This is a genomic window from Pseudoxanthomonas sp. PXM01, from assembly GCF_014851815.1.
GTDB lineage: Bacteria > Pseudomonadota > Gammaproteobacteria > Xanthomonadales > Xanthomonadaceae > Pseudoxanthomonas_A.
This window is the reverse complement of sequence record NZ_JACVAJ010000001.1, coordinates 1,120,312-1,140,532: the sequence shown is the minus strand read 5'-3', so window position 1 is coordinate 1,140,532 and position 20,221 is coordinate 1,120,312. Positions and strand designations below refer to the sequence as shown.

The following is a 20,221-nucleotide window of genomic DNA, read 5'->3' as shown; positions in this document are numbered from 1 at the left end:
GCCCGGCCATTCTACCCGCCGCCCCGTCTCAGCCGCTGCTACCGGGCACCAGCGGGCCGCCCAGCCACAGCCAGCGTGCCAGCCAGGCGGTGGTGATGGCGATGGCCGCCGTCAGCGGGATGCCCACGCGCAGGAAGTCGCCGAACGTGTAGCGCCCCGGGTTGAGGATCAACAGGTTGCCGTGGTGGCCGATGGGGGTCAGGAACGAGGCCACCGCCCCCATCGCCGTGCACACCACGAAGGGCACCGGGTTCAGTTCCAGGCCGGTGGCCAGTGCCAGCGCGATCGGCGCCAGCAGTACGGTGGTCGCCGCGTCGGAGAGGATCTGCGTCAACAGGGCGGCGGTGCCGAACATCACCAGCAGCAGTACCAGCGGGGACCAGTGGGCGGTGTGGTTCTGCAGCAGGTCGGCGACCAGCGCCGCGGTGCCGGTCTTCTCCATCGCGATGCCCAGCGGGATCACGCCACCGATCATCACGAAGATGCGGACATCGATCTCCTGATAGGCGCGTTCGATGTCCACGCAGCGCGTCAGCACCATCGCCACCGCGCCGGCGAGGAAGGCGATGTGCGGCGCCAGCGTCTCGGTGGCGGCCGCCGCCACCGCGGCGACCATGATCGCCAGCGCGACCGGTGCGCGACGACGCGGCTTCTTCTGGCCGCCGAACGGCACCAGCATCAGAAAGCCGTGGTGTGCCGCCAGCGGCTCGAAGTTCTGCTGTTGGCCCCACAGCACCAGCAGGTCGCCTTCCTGCAGCACCATTTCGGAGAGCTCGCCATGCAGCCAGCCCTCGCGGCGCCACAGGCCGACGACGACCACGCCCAGGTTCCGCAGGAAGTCGATGTCGGCCACGCTGCGGCCGATGAACTCGGAATGCGGCGCGACCACGGCCTGCACCAGCTGCTCTTCGCCCAGCGCCTCGCTCTTGCCTTCCTCACGCTTGTCGCCGTATTTGGCCACCGCATGCAGCGCGAGGCCGGGTTCGTCGCGGATGGAGGCGATTTCGTCGGGCGATGCGCGCACCAGCAGCACGTCGCCGGCGGCCAGGACGCTGTCCGGACGCTGGTTGCGGCGGCGCATGCCGTGGCGGAGCCAGTCCACCACCTGTAGTCGGTCGTCGAAGGTCTTGGCGAACTCGCCGCGCTCCCGGCCGATCCATGGCGAGTCCTCCTCGACCAGCAGTTCGGTGTAGTACCGGTCCAGCTTCAGGTAATCGCCCTGCGGCGCGTCGCTCTCGCGCTTGGGTACCAGCCAGCGCCCGAGCAGCATGTACATCGTGCCCAGTACCACCAGCGCGATGCCGATCGGCGTGATGGCGAAGATGTCCAGCGCCGGCAGGCCGGCACGCTTGATCAGGTCGTTCGACAGCAGGAAGGCGGGCGCACTGAACAGCGTCAGCGTGGTGCCCAGCGAGGCGGCCAGCGACATCGGCATCAGCAGGCGCGACGCGGCGAGCTTCTGGTCGCGCGCGATGCGCATCAGGATCGGCAGCATCATCGCGGTGACCATCACATGGTGCGAAAACGCGGCCAGCGCCGCGGTGGCCGGCATCACGACGGCGATCGTGCGCCATTCGCTGCCGCCGGCGGCGCGGCCGATGCCCGCGCCGATGCGCTCGGTGATGCCGGTGGCCGACAGGCCGGCGGACAGCACGAATACCGCGGCAACGATGATCGCCGGCTCGCTGGCGAATCCGGACAGCGCTTCCTTCGGGCCGAGGATGCCGGTCAGTGTCAGTGCAAGCAGCGCCAGCAGGGCGACAAGATCGACGCGCAGCTTTTCACTGATGAACAGACCCAGGGTGATCGCCAGGATGGCGAGGAACAGGATCTGCTGGAACTCCATGTGCGCCCCCTGGCGTTACGTCGTGTTGCGTGACCGGCAGCCTACGGCGGGGCGCCGTGAGGACGTGTGAGGTCGGGAGGGCATGTGCATGCCGTCGTCGTAGGAAGCCGGAAACGAAAAACCCCCGCTTTCGCGAGGGTCTTCGTTATGCGTGGTGCCCAGGAGAGGACTCGAACCTCCACGGTTTTACCCGCTAGTACCTGAAACTAGTGCGTCTACCAATTCCGCCACCTGGGCAGGTAAGCGAGGCGCGCATTTTGAGGATCGGGCGGGGGAATGTCAACGGTTCGTTCGCATGATGTTGTTCAGGCGAGGTGTACCATCCCGCCATGACCAAGAAAACACCACGAAGCGGCGGCAAGACGCCCGCCGGGAAAGGAAGCAAGCCGGGCAGTGTGTCCGCCTCCCGCACCACCGGAAAGCCGGCCAAGACCGGCAAACCCGCCAAGAAGAGCCTGCCGCCGTGGATGCCCGACGTGGCGTCCCGTCCATCGAACGCCAAGGCGCCGTCCCGTCGCCCGCCGGCCGGTCCCGCACCGCGCGCCGCCGGCCGGTTCGTCGACCCGCACGCGCAGCGCGAAGCCCAGCGGTACGAGCAGCCCATCGCCAGCCGGGAGGCCATCCTCGGCTTCCTTGAAGCCGCCGACGGTCCGCAGACGGCGGAAGAAATCGCCGGGCCGCTGGGCCTCGATGCCGCCGACCGTTTCGACGCGCTGTCCAAGCGGCTGGGCGCGATGGTCCGCGATGGCCAGCTGGTGCAGAACCGGCGGGGCGGCTTCGCGCCGGTGCAGCACACCGACCTGATCGCCGGCACCGTGATCGCCAATCCCGACGGTTTCGGCTTCCTGCGGCCTGACACCGGCGGTGGCGACGACCTGTTCCTGCCGCCCTATGAAATGCGCAAGGTCATGCACGGCGACCGTGCGCTGGCCAACGTCACCGGCATCGATCGCCGTGGTCGCCGCGAGGGCAGCATCGCCCGCGTGCTGGAGCGTGGCGTCACCCGGCTGATCGGGCGTTTCGGTTTCGAGGTCGGCATCGCGTACGTGGCGCCGGACGACAAGCGCATCCAGCGCAACGTGCAGATCCCGCAGGACGCCACCGGTGGCGCGCGCGACGGCCAGCTGGTGGTCGTCGAACTGACGCAGGCGCCGGATGCGCGCCGTCCCCCCATCGGCAAGGTCATCGCGGTGCTCGGCGACAGCCTGACGCCGTCGCTGGTGGTCGAGGCCGCGATCCACGGCCACAACCTGCCGCACGAATTCCCGCAGGAAGTGCTGGACGAAGCCACCGCGGTGCCGCTGGTGGTTGAGCAGGCGATGATCGGCGACCGCGTGGACCTGCGCGCCACGCCGCTGGTGACCATCGACGGTGAGGATGCGAAGGACTTCGATGACGCGGTCTACTGCGAACCGACGCGCGACGGCTTCCGCCTGATCGTCGCCATCGCCGACGTCTCGCACTACGTCCGTCCCGGTGCGCCGCTGGACGACGAGGCGCAGAAGCGCGCCACGTCCGTCTACTTCCCGGGCTACGTGGTGCCGATGCTGCCGGAGACGCTGTCCAACGGCATCTGCTCGCTGAACCCGAAGGTCGACCGCATGACCTTCGTCTGCGACATGCAGGTCAACCGCGACGGCGAGGTGACCAGCTCCAGGTTCTACGAAGCAGTGATGAACTCGCACGCGCGCCTGACCTATACGCAGGTGTGGAAGGCGGTCGGCGAGAACGACGAGGAGGTCCGCGCGCAGATCGCGCCGGTGCTGCCGCACGTCGAGCGCCTGTACCAGCTCTACCAGGTGCTGGCGAAGGCGCGCACGCAGCGCGGCGCCATCGAGTTCGAAAGTTCCGAAGTCCGCTTCGTCCTCGACAATACGGGTGAGGTCACGCAGGCCGGGATGCTGGTGCGCAACGACGCGCACAAGCTGATCGAGGAATGCATGATCGCCGCCAACGTCCAGGCGGCCCTTTTCCTGCTGAAGGCGCATATCCCCGCGCCGTACCGCATCCACGACAAGCCGCCGGAAACCAAGTACATGGACCTGCTGGAATTCCTGAAGGAGTTCAAGCTGTCGATGCCGTCGTGGGGCAAGGTGCAGCCCAAGGACTTCACCAATCTGCTGAAGAAGGTGCGCGAGCGCCCCGACGCGCCGCTGCTGGAGTCGGTGCTGCTGCGCAGCCAGAGCCTGGCGGTGTACTCGCCGGACAACGTCGGCCACTTCGGCCTGGCCCTGGAGGCCTACGCGCACTTCACCTCGCCGATCCGCCGCTATCCCGACCTGCTGGTGCACCGCGCGATCAAGCACGGGTTGACGAAGAAGTCACCGGACGCGTTCCAGTACTCGGCGCGCGACATGGCCGCGCTGGCGCTGCAGTGCTCCGAGCGCGAGCGCCGTGCCGACGAGGCCGAGCGCGAGGTCGACGAGCGCTTCCGTGCCGCGTGGATGGAGAAGCACGTCGGCGGCCAGTTCGACGGCGTCATCAGCGGCGTGACCAGCTTCGGCCTGTTCGTCGAGCTGGACGAGTCCAAGGTCAACGGCCTGGTCCACGTGACCCAGCTGCCGCACGACTACTACCACTTCGACCCGGTGCGGAAGACGCTGTCCGGCGAGCGCCGCGGCCTGTCGTTCCGGCTGGGCGACCGCGTGCGCATCATCGTGCTGAAGGCCAGCCTGGAGGAACGCAAGATCGACTTCCGCCTGGTCGAGGACAAGACGAAGGACAGCGGTCTGCCGCCGCCGCCGCCGCGCGGCCAGCCAGCCAAGCGGAAGAAGCAGAAGTACTGAGGCATGAGCGATACCGTCCATACCGGTGGCTGCCAGTGCGGTGCCGTGCGTTTCCGCGTCACCGGTGAGTTGAAGGACGCGTCGATCTGCCATTGCCGCATGTGCCAGAAGGCGTTCGGCGCGTACTACGCGCCGTTGGTGTCCACACGCGGCGCGGTGCTGGAATGGACGCGGGGCGAGCCGAAGCGCTTCCCGTCGTCGAACGTGGTCAGCCGCGGCTTCTGCAGCGACTGCGGTACGCCGCTGACCTATGAGGCGCCGGATGGCGTGGCGGTGGCGGCCGGGGCGTTCGACGATCCGGCCGGACTGGCGCCGTGGGTGCAATACGGCGTCGAGGGCAAGCTGCCGTACGTGGACGGCCTGTCGGCGCTGCCGCAGCGGCGCACCGAGGAGGACGAGGCGGCCGCGGCATTCCTCGCCGGGGTGGTGTCGTTCCAGCATCCGGACCATGACACGACCGCGTGGCCGCCGCGCTGAGCCGGCGGTCGGTGCGATAATGCCGGCCTTTCCAACGCGGCCGTACAGCGCATGAGCAAGCAGAATCAGTGGATCGTCGGCGTCAACGCGGTCGCCTCGGCCGTCGAGAACGATGCCGACAACGTGCGCGAGATTCTGGTCGAAGGCGGCAGCAAGAACGCGCGCCTGACCGAGATCGAAGAGAACGCCCGCCGCAAGGGCATCGACGTGCGCCGCGTCACCGGCCAGGCACTGGACGGCGTGGCCGGCTCGCTGCGCCACCAGGGCGTGGCCGCGCGCTACGCCGCCGCGAAGACCTGGGACGAGGACGAACTGCAGGGCCTGGTGGAAGCCGCCGAGGGCAAGGCGCTGCTGCTGGTGCTGGACGGCGTGCAGGACCCGCACAACCTCGGCGCCTGCCTGCGCAGCGCGGCCGCCGCCGGCGTCACCGCGGTGATCATCCCCAAGGACAAGTCGGTCGGCGTCAACGCGACCGTGCGCAAGACCTCGGCCGGCGCCGCCGACCGTATCCCGGTCGTGCAGGTCACCAACCTGTCGCGCTGCCTGCGCGATCTGCAGCAGCTCGGCGTGTGGATCTACGGACTGGCCGGTGAAGCGGAGGCGTCGCTGTATTCGATCGACCTGCGCGGCAACGTGGCGCTGGCGTTGGGCGGCGAAGCCGACGGCCTCCGTCGCCTGACGCGCGAGCACTGCGACGGGCTGGTGAAGATCCCGATGCCCGGCGATATCGAAAGCCTCAACGTCTCGGTCGCGGCCGGCATCACGCTGTTCGAGGCCGTTCGCCAGCGCCAGTAAGCAGGACATCGACATGAGCAGGGAACGCCGCATGATCTTCCGCCGTCTGGTCGCGCTGTCGCTGGTAGCGTGTTCTTTCTCTGCCGTCGCACGCGACGAGTCGCGTGTACGCGCGCGCGACCTCGGCGTCGCGCCCGGCATCTTCACGCCTGGTCCGCACAACGCCATCACCGATGTCGCCGGTGTCCGCGTCGGCCAGGTGACGCTGAAGGAAGGCGACACCATACGCACCGGCATCACCGCGATCCTGCCGCATCCCGGCAATGTCTACCGGTCGCGCGTGCCGGCCGCGGTGCATGTCGGCAACGGTTTCGGCAAGTTCGTCGGCAGCACCCAGATCAACGAGCTGGGCGAGCTGGAAACGCCGATCCTGCTGACCTGCACGCTGTGCGTGTGGAAGGCCGCCGACGCGATGGCGGACTGGATGCTGGCCCAGCCCGACATGCAGCAGGTGCGCTCGCTCAACGTCGTGGTCGGCGAGACCAACGATGGCGGCCTCAACGATATCCGTGCACGTCCGGTCACCGCCGACGCCGTGCGTCGCGCGCTGACGTCCGCGAAAGAGGGGCCGGTGCAGGAAGGCAGCGTCGGTGCCGGCACCGGCACGGTGGCGTTTGGCTGGAAGGGCGGCATCGGCACGTCGTCGCGCGCGCTGCCCGGATCGCTGGGCGGCTGGACCGTCGGCGTACTGGTGCAGAGCAACTTCGGCGGCGTGCTGCAGGTGGCGGGTGCGCCCGTCGGTCGCGAACTGGATCGCTACGCGTTCCAGCAGGCGGTCGCCCTGCAGGCGGACGATCGACATGGCCTCGCCGACGATCGCGGCGACGGCTCGATCATCATCGTCATCGCCACCGATGCGCCGCTCAGCGACCGCAACCTGCGCCGCGTCGCCTCGCGCGCGATGATGGGGCTGGGCCGTACCGGCAGTTCGGCGTCCAATGGCAGCGGCGACTACATCCTCGCGTTCTCCACCGCGGACTCGGTCCGCCGCACGTTCGACGCGCCGCGCCTCGAGACCTCGGAGCTGGCCAACGAGCAGATGAGCGCGGTATTCCAGGCCAGCGTGGAGGCGGTGGAAGAGGCGATCTACAACTCGATCTTCATGGCGACCACGGTCAGCGGCAACGGCGAGACCGTCGAGGCGATCCCGCTGGATCGCGTGCGCCAGATCCTGAAACAGCACGGCATCGCACCGCCGACGGAGTGATCCTCCGCGATCAGTGCACGACGTTGCGGATGAAGCGCAGCGGCGTGTCGCCGTCGTTGCGGTAGGCGTAGTCGCAGTCGCTGGGGAAGACGAAGAAATCGCCGGCCGCGACGACGTGTTCGCGGTCCGGGAGTTCGATCACTAGGTTGCCCTCGATGACGAAGAACATCTCGTGCCAGCCGGCCGGATCGGCGGCCGAGGTGTAGCGATCACCCGGCATCAACGTCCATGCCCAGAGTTCGACGTCGTGCGAGGCCGGCGCGGTCGCCAGCAGCACACCCTGCGAGCCCGGCGTGCGGCCGCTCCACGCCAGCGCCTCGATCCGGTCCAAGCCCGGCGCCGTCGGCGGTTTCACCAGGTCGGCGAACGTCACCTTCAGCGCCTCGGCGATCCGGTCCAGCGTATTGAGGCTGACATTGGCATCGCCGGACTCGATCCCGACCAGCATCCGACGGGAGACATCCGCCGCGACCGACAGCGCCTGCTGGCTGAGGCCCGCGTCGGTCCGCAGACGGCGAATATTCTCGGCGACGTGTTCCAGCACACTCATGGGTAGGGGTTGCGCACTATATTGCGCATCCGGTAAGCTTCGGTCTGCGCAATATAGTGCGCAACCTATTCCCCCTCAAGCGCGGCGCGTCGGCGTCCGCAGGCAGTGCCGTCATGTCGTCCCCGAATTCCCACGCAACCCTCGCCTGGCAGCCGATCGCGCTGCTGCTCGTCGCGATGCTCTCCATCCAGGCCGGCGCCTCGATGGCGAAGAGCCTGTTCCCGGCCGTCGGCGCCACCGGCGCGACGGCGCTGCGCCTGGCGCTGGCGACGCTGATGCTGGTGATCGTGTTCCGGCCTTGGCGCGCGCGGGTGACCCGGGAGCAGTGGCCGCTGCTGATGTTCTACGGTGCCTCGCTGGGCCTGATGAACCTGCTGTTCTACAAGTCGCTGGAAACCGTGCCGTTGGGCATCGCAGTCGCGCTCGAATTCACCGGACCGCTGGCCGTGGCGCTGTTCGGCTCGCGGCATCTGCGCGATGTGATCTGGGTGGTGCTCGCCGTCGTCGGCCTGGTGCTGCTGGTGCCGGAGCAGGGCAATCAGCCGCTGGATCTCACGGGCGCGGCCTACGCGCTGGGCGCGGGCGCGTGCTGGGCGATGTACATCGTGTTCGGCCAGAAGGCGGGCAACGCGCACGGGCCGCAGACGGTCGCCATCGGCAGTTGCATCGCCGCGGCGGTCGCGGTGCCGTTCGGTGTCGCGCATGCCGGCACCGCGTTGCTCGCGCCGGCGTTGCTGCCCATCGCGCTGGCCGTGGCGCTGCTGTCCACCGCGATTCCCTACAGCCTGGAGATGGTGGCGCTGACCAAGATGCCGACGCGCACGTTCGGCATGCTGATGAGCCTGGAGCCGGCCATTGCCGCACTCTGCGGCCTGCTGTTCCTGCACGAACGCCTGTCGGTGCTGCAGTGGCTGGCGATCGCCGCGATCATCGTCGCGTCCGCTGGTGCGGCGATGACATCGCGTCCTCCGGTGCAGACCGCGGCCAACGGCGAGGCGTAGGTCAGTCGAGCAAGGCCAGGTAGAGCGCCAGGTCGTCGGTGGAAAAGCAGCAGAAGATCACTTCCTGCGGCGCGTCCGAAGCGGACAGCGCGGTGCGGACCGTATCGACCGCAATGCGCGCCGCGGCATCCGCTGGGTAGCCAAAGATGCCGGTGCTGATGCACGGGAAGGCGATGCTGTGAAGGCCGTGCTTCTCCGCCAGTGCCAGGCTGTTGCGATAACACGCGGCGAGCAGCGCCGGCTCGCCTTGTTCCCCACCACGCCAGACCGGGCCGACGGTATGGATCACATGGCGCGCCGGCAGGCGATATCCCTTCGTGATCTTCGCCTCGCCGGTCTTGCAGCCGCCGAGCAGCCGGCATTCGTGCACCAGCTCCGGACCGGCGGCACGATGGATCGCGCCATCCACGCCGCCGCCGCCGAGCAGCGAACTGTTCGCCGCGTTGACGATGGCGTCGACCTGCAGGGTGGTGATGTCGCCACGCAGCGCGTGGAGGGCCATCACTTGTACTCGCCGATGACTTCGATGGTTCCCACGATGTTGTCGTTGAACAGCTCCAGTTCCTCTGCGGGTACCCACCACTCGGTATGGTGCGCGCCGCCGACCTTCTGGAGGGGATAGCGGGACATGAAGTCCTTGCGCACCCTGAAACGAGTCACGTAGCCGACACCGCTGTCCTTGATATTCCAACGCTCCGCGATCTCGGCGGCATACTGTTCGTTGGTGACCGGGTAGAAGATGGGCTGCTCGGGCAGACGCGGTGGCCAACGACGGAACTCGCGCTGGGCCAGCAAGGCCAACTCCTCCGGGCCGGTAGGCCGGTACATCGTGATCGTGTCCTGTTCCGGTTCGGAAAAGGACGCCGATGCCAGCGGCTTCGGCCACATGTTCACGATGTTGCAGAACAGGCGTGCGGTCTGTTCGGCATCGTAGACGGCCGAATGCGCGTCCTCGGCGTTCCAGTCGAAGCCGGCCGCCTGGACGGCGCGGGCGAGCACGGTCTGGCCGTAGGCGACGCCGGCCAGCGTCACCGTGTCGAACACGCTGAAGGGATGGAACGGATTGCGCTTGTGCGCCACGCGCGCGACCGCGGCGTTGAGGAAGTTGAGGTCGAAGTGCGCGTTGTGGCCGACCAGGATCGCGCGCTGGCAGCCGTGCTTCTTCACCGCCGCGCGGACCGGTGCGAACACATGGTCGAGCGCGTCCTTCTCGTGCTTGGCGAAGCGGAACGGGTGGTCCAGGTCGATGCCGGTGACTTCCAGCGACTTTGGATCGATCTCGGTGCCGGGGGCCGGGTGCAGGTGCACGCTCGAGGTCGGGCCGCAGACCAGCAGGCCGTTTTCGTCCAGATCCAGCGGTACCGCCGCCAGTTCCAGCAGGGCGTGCCTGTTCCAGTCGAAGCCGCCCGTTTCCACGTCCACCACCACGGGCAGGTAGCCGCGGAAACGCTGGGCCATGGGGGTGATGCGGGCGGTTTCGGGGGTGTTTTCCATGCGGGAAAGGGTAGCAGAGGGCAGGCGCGCTTCCTTGGCTGGGAGCCCAACCGCAATCAGGACTTTTCCCTGTGGGAGCGACGTCAGTCGCGACGGGCCGAGTGCAGTCCCGCGGGCAATCGCGACTGACGTCGCTCCCACAGGTCAGATCCGGGGAACGGTCCCCAGCACCGTGCCTTCCTCGCGCATGCGCGCGAGCATCGCGGCACCCTGTTCGACGAAGGCGGGCACGTCGTCCACGCCGGCCTCCTGGGCAAGCTGGCGCAGCGCATCGGAGCCGGTGCGGCTGCCTTCGCCGAGCAGTTCGACCAGTCGGTAAACCAGCGGCGAGATCGCGGCGAACCGTACCTGGTAGTCCGCATCGCGACGCACCAGCAGCAGCGTCGGCTCCGCCGGTGGCAGGTCGGGCTGGACGTCCGGTCCGATGCGATACACGGGCCATTGGTAGGCCAGCGCCCAGGCGAACGGCGACAGCACGGGGACGCCGGTCAGCAGGTCACCGTCGGCGACATGGGCCGGCACGGCGTCGTCGGCGATCTGCAGGGCGAGTTCGACCCACTCGTAGTGGGCGAGTTCGCGCAACCACGGTGGCAGCGTTTCGTCATCGCGCGCTTCCAGGTAACGGATGAACTCGCGTGCGATCTCGGGAAACAACGGCGTATGGCTGCGATGGTTCGCGTAGAACCCCCGCACGAGTCCCCGCCACGCGTCGTCGCCCAGCGTCTTGCGGATCACCGGGAAGTTGCCGGCCAGCAGGCCTTCGATGTTGTTGAAGAACAGGTCGCGGTAGATGGCGAGCCTGCGTTCCTCGATCCCGGGCGGCGCGGCATGCGCCTGGGGATCACGCAGGTGATTGGACAGAGTGAACTGCTGGTCGCGCAGAGTGTCAGCCATGGGTCGCCAAGGTCGCGTCTGTGCGGGCCGCCGCTTGCAGGACGCGGATGCGCTGCAGCTCGTCGGCCAGTTCCGCCAGTGGCGGAAAGTTGAAGTCGCGCTCCAGCAGCGTGGGGCGCACGCCGTGGGTGGCGTAGGCCAGCGCGAGCAGCGACCACACATCGTCCTTCACCGGTGCGCCGTGCGTATCGACCTTCAGGTCCTCGGCTTCGTCGTAGTGGCCTGCGACGTGGTACGACGCGATCCGCTTCGACGGCATGCGCGCGAGGAACGCACGCGCGTCGTAACCGTGGTTGATCGCGTTGACGAAGATGTTGTTGACGTCCAGCAGCAGGTCGCAGTCCGCTTCGTCGAGTACGGCAGTGATGAAATCCACCTCGGCCATCGCCTGGTAGGGGGCGGCGTAGTAGGAAACGTTTTCCACCGCGATGCGCCGGCCCAGCGCGTCCTGCGTCTGGCGGATGCGTGCGGCGACGTGATGGATGGCTTCCTCGGTGAACGGGATCGGCATCAGGTCGTACAGGTGGCCGTCGTCGCTGCAGTAGCTGAGGTGTTCGCTGTACAGCGCGACACCATGCCGGTCGAGGAACCGGCGCGTGCGCGCGAGGAAGGTGTCGTCCAGTGGCGCCATGCCGCCCAGCGACAGCGACAGGCCATGGCAGGTGACCGGGTGCCGGGCGGACAACGTCTGCAAGGCTTCGCCGTAGCGCCCCCCCACGCCGATCCAGTTGTCCGGCGCGCACTCGAGGAAGTCGAACGCGCCTGCCGGCGCCGTCATCAGTTCGTCCAGCAGCGCGCGGCGCAGGCCCAGGCCGGCGGTGTCGGGAGAGAGGGGCGTGCCCATGCGCGAGGTCATGACAGGTCCCGGCGTATCGCCGGGACCCGCATCGACCGATGACGTCTTACTTGTCGCCGGTCTTCTTGTCGCCGCCGCACTTGCCCTCGCCGCATTTACCTTCACCGCACTTGCCCTCGGCGCCCTTGGTGCCGGCATGGGCCTTGTGCTCGGCCGCGTCGATGAAGCCGTCCTTGTTGGTGTCGATCTCGGCGAACTTGGCCGCCTTGTCCGGATGCGCGGCGGTGAACTCGGCCTGCGAGACCTTGCCATCCTTGTCCGTGTCGGCCTTGGCCAGGCCGCATTTGCCTTCGCCGGCCTTGGCGGTTTCGCCGGCGGCCAGCAGATAACCCTGTGCCAGAGGTTCCATGGCGAAGGCGGAACCGGTCAGGGCGAGGCTGCCGACCAGGGCGATGGCGACAGCGGCGGGCTTGTTCGTCTTGGACATCGTCATGCTCTCCAATGGGGTGCGGCGGGGGCCGCACGGGAAGTGGCGACAGTGTAGACGTTGCGCGTTAGATCGCCGTATGCGGCCCGCTGAACGCAAACGCCCCGCGTGGGAGCGGGGCATCTGCGGTGCTGCAATGCGGAAGGTCGGGGATCAGACCGACGTGGTGCTGGTCTCGTCGCGCTTGTCGCGGGGCGGCAGCGGCTGTTCACCATGCACCAGGAACCAGACGTTCTCGGCGATGTTGGTGGCGTGGTCGCCGATGCGCTCCAGGTTCTTCGCCATGAACAGCAGGTGCGTGCACGGCGTGATGTTGCGCGGGTCTTCCATCATGTACGTCAGCAGTTCGCGGAACAGCGCGGTGTAGTGCGCGTCCAGTTCGGCATCGCGTGCGCGGACCTGCACGGCGTCTTCCGCATCGCTTTCCTGGTAGGCCGTCAGTGCATCGCGCACCTGGCGCGCGGCCAGCTTGCCGAGCGCGCGCAGGCCGGTGATCTGCGGCATCGGCGGCGCCAGGTTCAACGCGATCGAGCGCTTGGCCACGTTGGCGGCGTAGTCGCCGATGCGCTCGATATCGGCCGGGATGCGCAGGCCGGCCAGGATCACGCGCAGGTCGCGCGCCATCGGGCCGCGCAACGCCAGCTGCATCAGGTCGTGGCTGACCTGGTGCTCGATGGCGTCGATGGCTTCGTCGTTGGCGATGATCCGCTGGGCGGCCTTGTCGTCGCGGCGTTCGACCACGTCCAGTGCGGCCTCCAGCTGGGCGACGGCGGTTTCGCCCATGCGTACGATCTCGCCGACCACGCGGCGCTGTTCTTCGTCGTAGCTCTTCACGATATGGTCGTGTGGTTGAGTGTTCATGGTGGGCGTGTCCTTAGCCGAACCGGCCGGTGATGTAGTCTTCGGTCTGCTGCTTGCCGGGGTTGGAGAAGATGGTCGACGTGGCGTCGTGCTCCACCAGCTCGCCCAGGTACATGAAGGCGGTGTAATCGGACACGCGCGCCGCCTGCTGCATGTTGTGGGTGACGATGGCGATCGTGTACTGGTGCTTCAGTTCCTCGATCAGCTGTTCGATCTTGCTGGTCGAAATGGGATCCAGTGCCGAAGTCGGCTCGTCCAGCAGGATCACGTCAGGACGCAGCGCCACCGCGCGTGCGATGCACAGGCGCTGCTGCTGGCCGCCGGACAGACCCAGCGCGCTTTGCTTCAGCTTGTCCTTGGCTTCGTCCCACAGCGCCGCCTGGCGCAGCGCCTGCTCGACGCGCACGTCCATGTCGGCCTTGTTCAACCGCTCGTGGTGGCGGATGCCGTAGGCGACGTTCTCGAAGATCGTCATCGGGAACGGCACCGGCTTCTGGAACACCATGCCGACCTTGCTGCGAAGGCGGTTCATCGGGTACTTGGCGTCGAGAATGTTCTCGCCGTCCAGCAGCACGTCGCCCTTGGCCTGCAGCTTCGGGTACAGCGAGTAGATCCGGTTGAACACGCGCAGCAGGGTGGACTTGCCGCAACCGGACGGACCGATCAGCGCGGTGACGCGCTTTTCCGGGATCTCCAGGTTGATGTTCTTCAGTGCATGGAAATCACCGTAGTAGAAGTCCAGGCCCTTGGCCGCCAGCTTCACGCTGGCGGGCGCGGCGAGGTCGTCGTGGCGCTGCGGCGTCACCACGGCAATGCGGGCGGCGTCATTCATGGGTCACCTTGTTTCGAAGAAGGATGGTTCGCGCAATCAGGCTGAGGACCAGCACCATGCCGGTGACGAGGAAGGCACCGGCCCAGGCCAGCGAGTTCCACGAGTCGTAGGGGCTCATCGCGTACTGGAAGATCACCATGGGCAGGTTGGCCATGGACTGGTTGAGATCCGTGCTCCAGAACTGGTTGTTGAAGGCGGTGAACAGCAGCGGCGCGGTTTCGCCGCTGATGCGCGCCAGCGCCAGCAGGATGCCGGTGACGATGCCCGGCAGCGCCGAGCGCATCAGCACCTGGGTGGTCACCTTCCACTGCGGCACGCCCAGCGACAGCGCGGCCTCGCGCATCTGCTGCGGCACCAGCCGCAGCATCTCGTCGGTGGTGCGCACGATCACCGGCAGGGCGATGAACGCCAGCGCGACCGCGCCGGCCCACGCCGAGTAGTGGCCCATCTGCGCCACCATCACGGTGTAGATGAAGAGGCCCAGCACGATGGACGGCGCCGACAGCAGGATGTCGTTGACGAAGCGGACGGTTTCGCCCAGCCAGTGCTTGTTGGCGTACTCGGCCAGGTACGTGCCCGCGGCGATGCCGATCGGTGTGCCCAGCAGGATCGCCAGCAGGCTGATCACCACGCTGCCGAACAGCGCGTTGGCCAGGCCGCCGGGTTCGTTCGGCGGCGGGGTCATCTGGGTGAACAGGTCCAGGTTCAGGCTGCCCATGCCCTTGGTGATCGTGGTCCAGAGGATCCAGACCAGCCACATCAGGCCGAACGCGGCGGCGGCGATGGATAGCGTGAGCGCGGCGACATTCTTGACCTTGCGCCAGGTGTAGAGCGACGTGGACATCAGGTGCCCTCCCGCTTGGCGAGCTGGCGCAGCATCAGGCGGGCGATCGCCAGCACGATGAAGGTCAGCACGAACAGGGTGAAGCCGAGCAGCAGCAGCGAACCCTTGTGCAGTGGGTCGGTGGCTTCGGCGAATTCGTTGGCGACGGTCGCGGCGATCGAGGTGCCGGGTTCGAGCAGTGCCAGGCTGATCGCGTAGGCGTTGCCGATGACGAAGGTCACCGCCATCGTTTCGCCGAGCGCGCGGCCCAGGCCGAGGAACACGCCGCCGATCACCGCCGAGCGGGTGTAGGGCAGCACGATGTCCCAGACCACTTCCCACTTGGTCGAGCCCAGCGCGTAGGCCGACTCCTTCAGGCGGCCCGGCACGGTCAGGAAGACCTCGCGCATCACCGACGAGATGAAGGGGATCACCATGATCGCCAGCACCAGGCCGGCGGTCATCATGCCGATGCCCAGCGGCGGGCCCGACAGCAGCACGCCGACCAGCGGCAGCTGGCCGAGGTTGTCGTTGATCCAGGGGTAGACGTGTTCGCTCAGCTGCGGCGCCAGCACGAACAGGCCCCACATGCCGTAGATGATCGAGGGGATGCCGGCCAGCAGTTCGATGGCCATGCCGACCGGGCCGCGCATCCAGGCCGGCGCGACTTCGGTCAGGAACACCGCGATGCCGAAGCTCACCGGCACCGCGATCAGCATCGCGATGCCGGCGCTGACCAGCGTGCCGAAGATCGGCACAAGCGCACCGAACTCGCGCGTGCCGACGTTCCAGTCGGTGCTGGTGAAGAAGCCGAGGCCGAAGGTCTGCAGGGCTTCGCGGCCGCCCCACAGCATCGAGGCGGCGGCGGCAATCAGGGAGAACAGGACGAACAGGCCGGCGCCGGTCAGGGTCAGCCGGAACAGTTTGTCGGCACGTGCGTCTTTCGCAGTGCGCACGTCCGTCAGGGAAGCGGGGAGGGCGGTGGCGTTCATGCAACCCGGGAAGTGGGGGAGGGGCGGTTGTCGCGTGAAGAGCTAGTGCACGGTGGTGCGGTTACCGCGTGATGACAGCGGGCCGCCCTGGTGGGCGGCCCGTTGCACGACAGGGATCAGAGCTTGATTTCGGCGGTCCAGTACTGCTCGATCTGGCCGACGAGTTCCGGCGGCAGCGGCACGTAGTCCAGCTCGTTCGCCTGCGCCTGGCCCTGCGCGTAGGCCCACTTGAAGAACTCCAGCGTGTGCTTGGCCTTCGTGGCGTCCTTCGGCTGCTTGTAGACCAGGATGAAGTTCGTGGCGGTGATCGGCCACGCCTGCTCGCCCGGTGCGTTGGTGATGACCAGATTGAAGTCCTTCGCGTTCGCCCAGTCGGCGCTGGCCGCCGCGGCGGCGAAGCTTTCCGGCGTGGGCTTCACGAACTGGCCGGCCGCATTCTGCAGCGAGGCGTACGACATGTTGTTCTGCTCGGCATAGGCCAGTTCGACGTAGCCGATCGAGCCCTTCAGCTGGCGCACGTAGGCGGCGACGCCTTCGTTGCCCTTGCCGCCGACGCCGCCTGGCCAGTTGACCGAGGTGCCTTCGCCGACCTTGGACTTCCACTCCGTGCTGACCTTGGACAGGTAGTTGACGAAGTTGAAGGTGGTGCCCGAACCATCGGAGCGGTGCACGGTGTTGATCTTGCCGGTGGGCAGGGTGACGCCCGGGTTCAACGCGACGATCGCCGGGTCGTTCCAGGTGGTGATCTTGTGCAGGAAGATGTCCGCCAGCACGGTGCCGTTGAGCTTCAGCTGGCCGGGCTGCAGGCCTTCGACGTTGATGACCGGCACCACGCCGCCGATGACCGACGGGAACTGCGCCAGACCGGCCTGGGCCAGTTCCTCGGACGAGAGGGGTTTGTCGGACGAACCGAAGTCGACGGTGGCGGCCTTGATCTGGGCGATGCCACCGCCGGAACCGATGGACTGGTAATTGATCTTGGCGCCGGTGGCCTTGTTGTAGTCCGTGGACCAGCGGGCCATCAGCGGGTAGATGAAGGACGCGCCGGCGCCGGTCAGTTCGGCGGAGATCTTCTGCGCGCCAGCGGCGGCGCTCGGAGCCGCGTCGGTGCCGGCAGCGGACGCCGGGGCGTCGGTCTTGCCGCCGCAGGCAGCGGCGAAGAAGGCGGTGGCCAGGGCCAGCGTGGCCAGGCGGGCGGTACGGACGTGCATGGAGTCTCCGGACGGGTCGTTTGTGATCCACGCTATGAAATGATGTTTTTGTTACAGCGTGATGACATCGCCATCTCGCGCTGTCATGCGACGACGGGCGGAGCGGCGCCCAACAAAAAAGGCGGGCCCGAAGGCCCGCCCGGTGATGTGGCGCGGGAGGAACGCCCCATCGGGCCGGCACGGGAGAGATCCGTGCCGACGGGAGCGATCAGTACTTCAGGTTGGCCTTCCAGTAGGTCTCGATCTGCTGGACCAGCGCCGGCGGCAGCGGCACGTAGTCGAGCGACTTGGCCTGGGCGTCGCCGTTGGCGTAGACCCAGCGGAAGAAGTCGCGGGCGTCCTTGTTGCCCTTCTTCGGCGCCTTGTACATCAGGATGAAGTTGGTGGCGGTGATCGGCCAGGACTGCGCGCCCGGGGCGTTGGTCATCACCAGGTAGAAGTCCTTCGACTTGCCCCACTCGGCGCTGGCGGCCGCGGCGGCGAAGCTCTCTTCGCTCGGCTGCACGAACTGGCCAGCGGCGTTCTTCAGGCTGGCGTACGACATCTTGTTCTGCAGCGCGTAGGACAGTTCGACATAGCCGATGCCGCCCTTGATCTGCTTCACGTACGCGGCGACGCCTTCGTTGCCCTTGCCGCCCACGCCGGTCGGCCACTGCACCGTGGTGCCTTCACCGACCTTGCTCTTCCACTCCGGGCTGACCTTGGACAGGTAGTTGACGAAGTTGAAGGTGGTGCCCGAGCCGTCCGAGCGACGGACGACGGTGATGCGCTGCGCCGGCAGGGTGACGCCCGGGTTCAGGGCGGCGATGGCCGGGTCGTTCCAGGTCTTGATCGTGCCCAGGAAGATGTTGGCCAGGGTCGGGCCGTCCAGCTTCAGCTGGCCCGGCTTCAGGCCGGCCACGTTCAGCACCGGCACCACGCCGCCGATCACCGACGGGAACTGCGCCAGGCCGTACTTGGCCAGTTCTTCCGGCTTCAGCGGGGCGTCGGACGAACCGAAGTCCACCGTGCCCGCCTTGATCTGCGCGATACCGCCGCCCGAACCGATCGACTGGTAGTTGACGCGGTTGTTGGTGGACTTGGCGTAGTCGGCGGACCACTTGGTCATCACCGGGTACACGAACGACGCACCGGCGCCGGTCACGTCGGCGGCGAACGCCTGCGCCGAGAAGGCCGAGGCGAGCGCGAGCAGCGCGACGCGGGATTTGATCGAGTTGAGCACGGAAATCTCCTGGGAGAAGGCAGGGTGGAAGGACGGGGCATGCCCGTTGGGTGGCCATTCCACGACGTTTGTGTGACAGCCCGGTGTCGGCATTGCGACAGTCGCGTGACGCCGGGCGGATCCCCGCCCGCCTGCGCTGTGCGGCGCTAGAGGCGGGCATGTCGGGTGTCGCACGCGGGACGGATGCGATCGGATGTCTCGCGACGCATATATAGGAGAGGTCATCCGTGGATCGCGGGTGCTCGCGGTGCTTGCGCGTGCTCTGTCACATCACGGTCACGAAACTCACATGTGACTGCAAGATTTCACTCCCATCCTTTAGCGCATCTTTGACGGGCGCTTAATGATTTCCGAAGGTCATCTCGGAAGCGAAGCAGGGCGCCCACGAAGCCTGCGCTCTTACTTCTACTTCCACTCGGAGAGTCACCATGCGTTATTCCCTCCTGGCCGCCGCGCTCGCCGTCGCCATGGGCAGCACCAGCTTCTCGGCGTCCGCCGCCGACTCCCGCGATCAGACGATCGCCGAACTGAAGGCGCAGCTGGAAGCGCTGTCGGCCAAGGTGGCCGAACTGGAAGATCGCACCGACGCGCAGTCCGACGTCAACCTCGACACGGCCGCGGCGCTGGACAAGATCACCACGGGCTCGCCGAAGATCGACACCAAGGGCGGCATCAAGGTCACCTCGGCCGACGGCAAGTTCGAAGCCACCGTCGGCGGCCGCATCCACTTCGACACCTACGCGTTCGACCGCGACATCGCCAGCACCACCGGCACCACCGAGTTCCGCCGCGCGCGCCTGACCCTCGCCGGCAAGGCCTACGGCTGGGAATACAAGATGGAGCAGGACTTCGGCGCCGGCACCAACCTCGACGGCCTGCGCGATGCCTACATCGCCAAGTCCGCGCTGGGCGGCAAGTTCACCATCGGTCACTTCAAGCCGTACCGCGCGATGGAAGAGCTGACCAGCTCCAACGAACTGCTGACCATGGAGCGTCCGTTCGTCTCCGCCACCGGCCTGTTCTCCAGCCGCCAGTTCCAGCAGGGCGTGGGCTACCAGCGCGCCGGCGAGAACTACACCGCCGGCCTGAGCGTGTTCAACCTGCGCGGCGCGGCTGCGGCCCGCAACGAGGGCATGGGCTACGCCGGTCGCGTGACCTGGGCGCCGATCAACACCGACAACAGCACGCTGCACGTCGGTGGCTGGTACAGCTACGAAAACGCCAACAACGGCTCGGCCGATCTGGTCGCCACGTCCAACTACGCCGGCCGTCGTGGTCCGTCGCAGACCATCGCTACCACCACCGGCGCCAGCCGCAACGAAGTCAGCGTCTACGCGCTGGAAGCCGCCGGCTCGTTCGGTCCGGCCTTCTTCCAGGCCGAGTACGCCGATGCCACCTTCGGCCAGCCGCTCGGCCGCGACCAGGACGTGACCAGCTACTACGTGCAGGGCAGCTTCATGCTCAACGGCGGGCACAAGGGTTACAAGGCCGCCACCGGCGTGTTCGCGTCGCCGAAGGTCGTCGACAAGGGTCTGTGGGAGTTGACCGCGCGCTATGACTACGTCGAGAACGAGACGCTGAACCGCGAGGTCACCAGCTGGATCCTCGGCATGAACTACTACGTCAACCCGAACCTGCGCTTCATGTTCAACTACACGCAGGGTGACAACGAAGTCACCGGTGACGAGACCGCCCAGTACGCGCTGCGCACGCAGTTCGCCTGGTAACCACGGGACGCGGCAGCTTGCCGCCACCGTGCGAACGCAAGGCCCGGGATCGCATCCCGGGCCTTGTCGTTTCCGGAATCCGGATCCGGACGACCATGACCATTGGCAGGGGTCCGTCGCGCTCCACACGGAGACACTGGGGGACGGCCCGGGCACCTGTCCCTGTGGCCGAGGGATGGGGATCCTTCCAGAACCAGGGGGCGTGGTGAAGCATTTGGCG

The 20,221-nt window shown here is 67.4% G+C and carries 19 protein-coding genes, 1 tRNA gene and 1 pseudogene; 6 read left to right on the top strand and 15 right to left on the bottom strand.

Annotation, left to right across the window (positions count from 1 at the left end; genetic code table 11):
• Positions 1–28: 28 nt before the first annotated feature.
• Positions 29–1,846, bottom strand: a complete 1,818-nt coding sequence (locus tag IB230_RS05165) for an SLC13 family permease (protein ID WP_192269531.1) — start codon at positions 1,844–1,846, stop codon at positions 29–31.
• 152 nt (positions 1,847–1,998) lie between these two features.
• Positions 1,999–2,083, bottom strand: a tRNA-Leu gene (locus IB230_RS05160).
• Between the two features lie 92 nt (positions 2,084–2,175).
• Between IB230_RS05160 and rnr the strand changes: the two genes are divergently transcribed.
• From rnr to IB230_RS05140, 4 genes are read left to right on the top strand one after another with little or no spacing between them, the layout of a single operon-like run.
• Positions 2,176–4,632 (top strand): ribonuclease R, encoded by a 2,457-nt coding sequence (rnr, locus tag IB230_RS05155; protein WP_192269528.1) that lies wholly within the window; start codon positions 2,176–2,178, stop codon positions 4,630–4,632.
• Positions 4,633–4,635: 3 nt separating this feature from the next.
• Positions 4,636–5,109 carry a GFA family protein gene (locus IB230_RS05150; protein WP_192269525.1) on the top strand — a complete coding sequence of 158 codons (474 nt, stop codon included), beginning with the start codon at positions 4,636–4,638 and terminating at the stop codon, positions 5,107–5,109.
• Between the two features lie 51 nt (positions 5,110–5,160).
• Positions 5,161–5,904 carry a 23S rRNA (guanosine(2251)-2'-O)-methyltransferase RlmB gene (gene rlmB, locus IB230_RS05145; RefSeq protein ID WP_192269522.1) on the top strand — a complete coding sequence of 248 codons (744 nt, stop codon included), beginning with the start codon at positions 5,161–5,163 and terminating at the stop codon, positions 5,902–5,904.
• Between the two features lie 13 nt (positions 5,905–5,917).
• Positions 5,918–7,111 carry a P1 family peptidase gene (locus tag IB230_RS05140; protein ID WP_225589204.1) on the top strand — a complete coding sequence of 398 codons (1,194 nt, stop codon included), beginning with the start codon at positions 5,918–5,920 and terminating at the stop codon, positions 7,109–7,111.
• 10 nt (positions 7,112–7,121) lie between these two features.
• Here IB230_RS05140 and IB230_RS05135 read toward each other — a convergent pair whose 3' ends face one another.
• Entirely contained in the window at positions 7,122–7,661 is a 540-nt protein-coding gene (locus tag IB230_RS05135; RefSeq protein WP_192269519.1) for an XRE family transcriptional regulator, read from the bottom strand.
• 113 nt (positions 7,662–7,774) lie between these two features.
• On the opposite strand from IB230_RS05135, the gene rhtA reads away from it, so the two are divergent.
• Complete coding sequence (gene rhtA, locus IB230_RS05130; RefSeq protein WP_192269515.1) at positions 7,775–8,662, top strand: threonine/homoserine exporter RhtA; 888 nt, start codon at positions 7,775–7,777, stop codon at positions 8,660–8,662.
• A gap of 1 nt (position 8,663) precedes the next feature.
• Here the strand turns inward: rhtA and IB230_RS05125 are convergent, their stop codons facing one another.
• From IB230_RS05125 to pstS (IB230_RS05075), 12 genes and pseudogenes are all read right to left on the bottom strand, one after another.
• Positions 8,664–9,164 (bottom strand): O-acetyl-ADP-ribose deacetylase, encoded by a 501-nt coding sequence (locus tag IB230_RS05125; protein ID WP_192269512.1) that lies wholly within the window; start codon positions 9,162–9,164, stop codon positions 8,664–8,666.
• Positions 9,164–9,550, bottom strand: coding sequence for an ADP-ribosylation/crystallin J1 (locus tag IB230_RS19670; RefSeq protein WP_225589417.1), 387 nt, complete (start codon positions 9,548–9,550; stop codon positions 9,164–9,166). Before IB230_RS19670 ends, IB230_RS05125 begins: the two co-directional genes overlap by 1 nt.
• Positions 9,533–10,156 (bottom strand): annotated as a pseudogene (rnt, locus tag IB230_RS05120) (ribonuclease T); the annotation flags it as partial. The gene IB230_RS19670 and the pseudogene rnt, both read right to left, overlap by 18 nt.
• Before the next feature lie 144 nt (positions 10,157–10,300).
• A complete protein-coding gene (locus tag IB230_RS05115; RefSeq protein ID WP_192269510.1) occupies positions 10,301–11,050 on the bottom strand; it encodes a putative DNA-binding domain-containing protein in 750 nt (249 codons plus the stop codon).
• The gene (locus IB230_RS05110) at positions 11,043–11,906 is read right to left on the bottom strand and encodes a DUF692 domain-containing protein (RefSeq protein WP_225589203.1); all 864 of its coding nucleotides are present in this window, start codon (positions 11,904–11,906) and stop codon (positions 11,043–11,045) included. Before IB230_RS05110 ends, IB230_RS05115 begins: the two co-directional genes overlap by 8 nt.
• A 46-nt stretch (positions 11,907–11,952) precedes the next feature.
• Complete coding sequence (locus tag IB230_RS05105) at positions 11,953–12,333, bottom strand: hypothetical protein (RefSeq protein ID WP_225589201.1); 381 nt, start codon at positions 12,331–12,333, stop codon at positions 11,953–11,955.
• A gap of 153 nt (positions 12,334–12,486) precedes the next feature.
• The gene (gene phoU / locus IB230_RS05100) at positions 12,487–13,194 is read right to left on the bottom strand and encodes a phosphate signaling complex protein PhoU (protein WP_192269503.1); all 708 of its coding nucleotides are present in this window, start codon (positions 13,192–13,194) and stop codon (positions 12,487–12,489) included.
• Between the two features lie 13 nt (positions 13,195–13,207).
• Complete coding sequence (pstB, locus tag IB230_RS05095) at positions 13,208–14,026, bottom strand: phosphate ABC transporter ATP-binding protein PstB (protein ID WP_192269500.1); 819 nt, start codon at positions 14,024–14,026, stop codon at positions 13,208–13,210.
• Positions 14,019–14,870: a phosphate ABC transporter permease PstA gene (gene pstA / locus IB230_RS05090; RefSeq protein ID WP_192269497.1), complete on the bottom strand. Its 852-nt coding sequence runs from the start codon at positions 14,868–14,870 to the stop codon at positions 14,019–14,021. Before pstA ends, pstB begins: the two co-directional genes overlap by 8 nt.
• Entirely contained in the window at positions 14,870–15,841 is a 972-nt protein-coding gene (gene pstC / locus IB230_RS05085; RefSeq protein WP_192269493.1) for a phosphate ABC transporter permease subunit PstC, read from the bottom strand. Before pstC ends, pstA begins: the two co-directional genes overlap by 1 nt.
• A gap of 116 nt (positions 15,842–15,957) precedes the next feature.
• Complete coding sequence (gene pstS / locus IB230_RS05080; protein ID WP_192269490.1) at positions 15,958–17,052, bottom strand: phosphate ABC transporter substrate-binding protein PstS; 1,095 nt, start codon at positions 17,050–17,052, stop codon at positions 15,958–15,960.
• A gap of 208 nt (positions 17,053–17,260) precedes the next feature.
• Entirely contained in the window at positions 17,261–18,274 is a 1,014-nt protein-coding gene (pstS, locus tag IB230_RS05075) for a phosphate ABC transporter substrate-binding protein PstS (protein WP_192269487.1), read from the bottom strand.
• 428 nt (positions 18,275–18,702) lie between these two features.
• Between pstS (IB230_RS05075) and IB230_RS05070 the strand changes: the two genes are divergently transcribed.
• A complete protein-coding gene (locus tag IB230_RS05070) occupies positions 18,703–20,001 on the top strand; it encodes a porin (RefSeq protein ID WP_192269484.1) in 1,299 nt (432 codons plus the stop codon).
• The last annotated feature ends 220 nt before the right edge of the window (positions 20,002–20,221 follow it).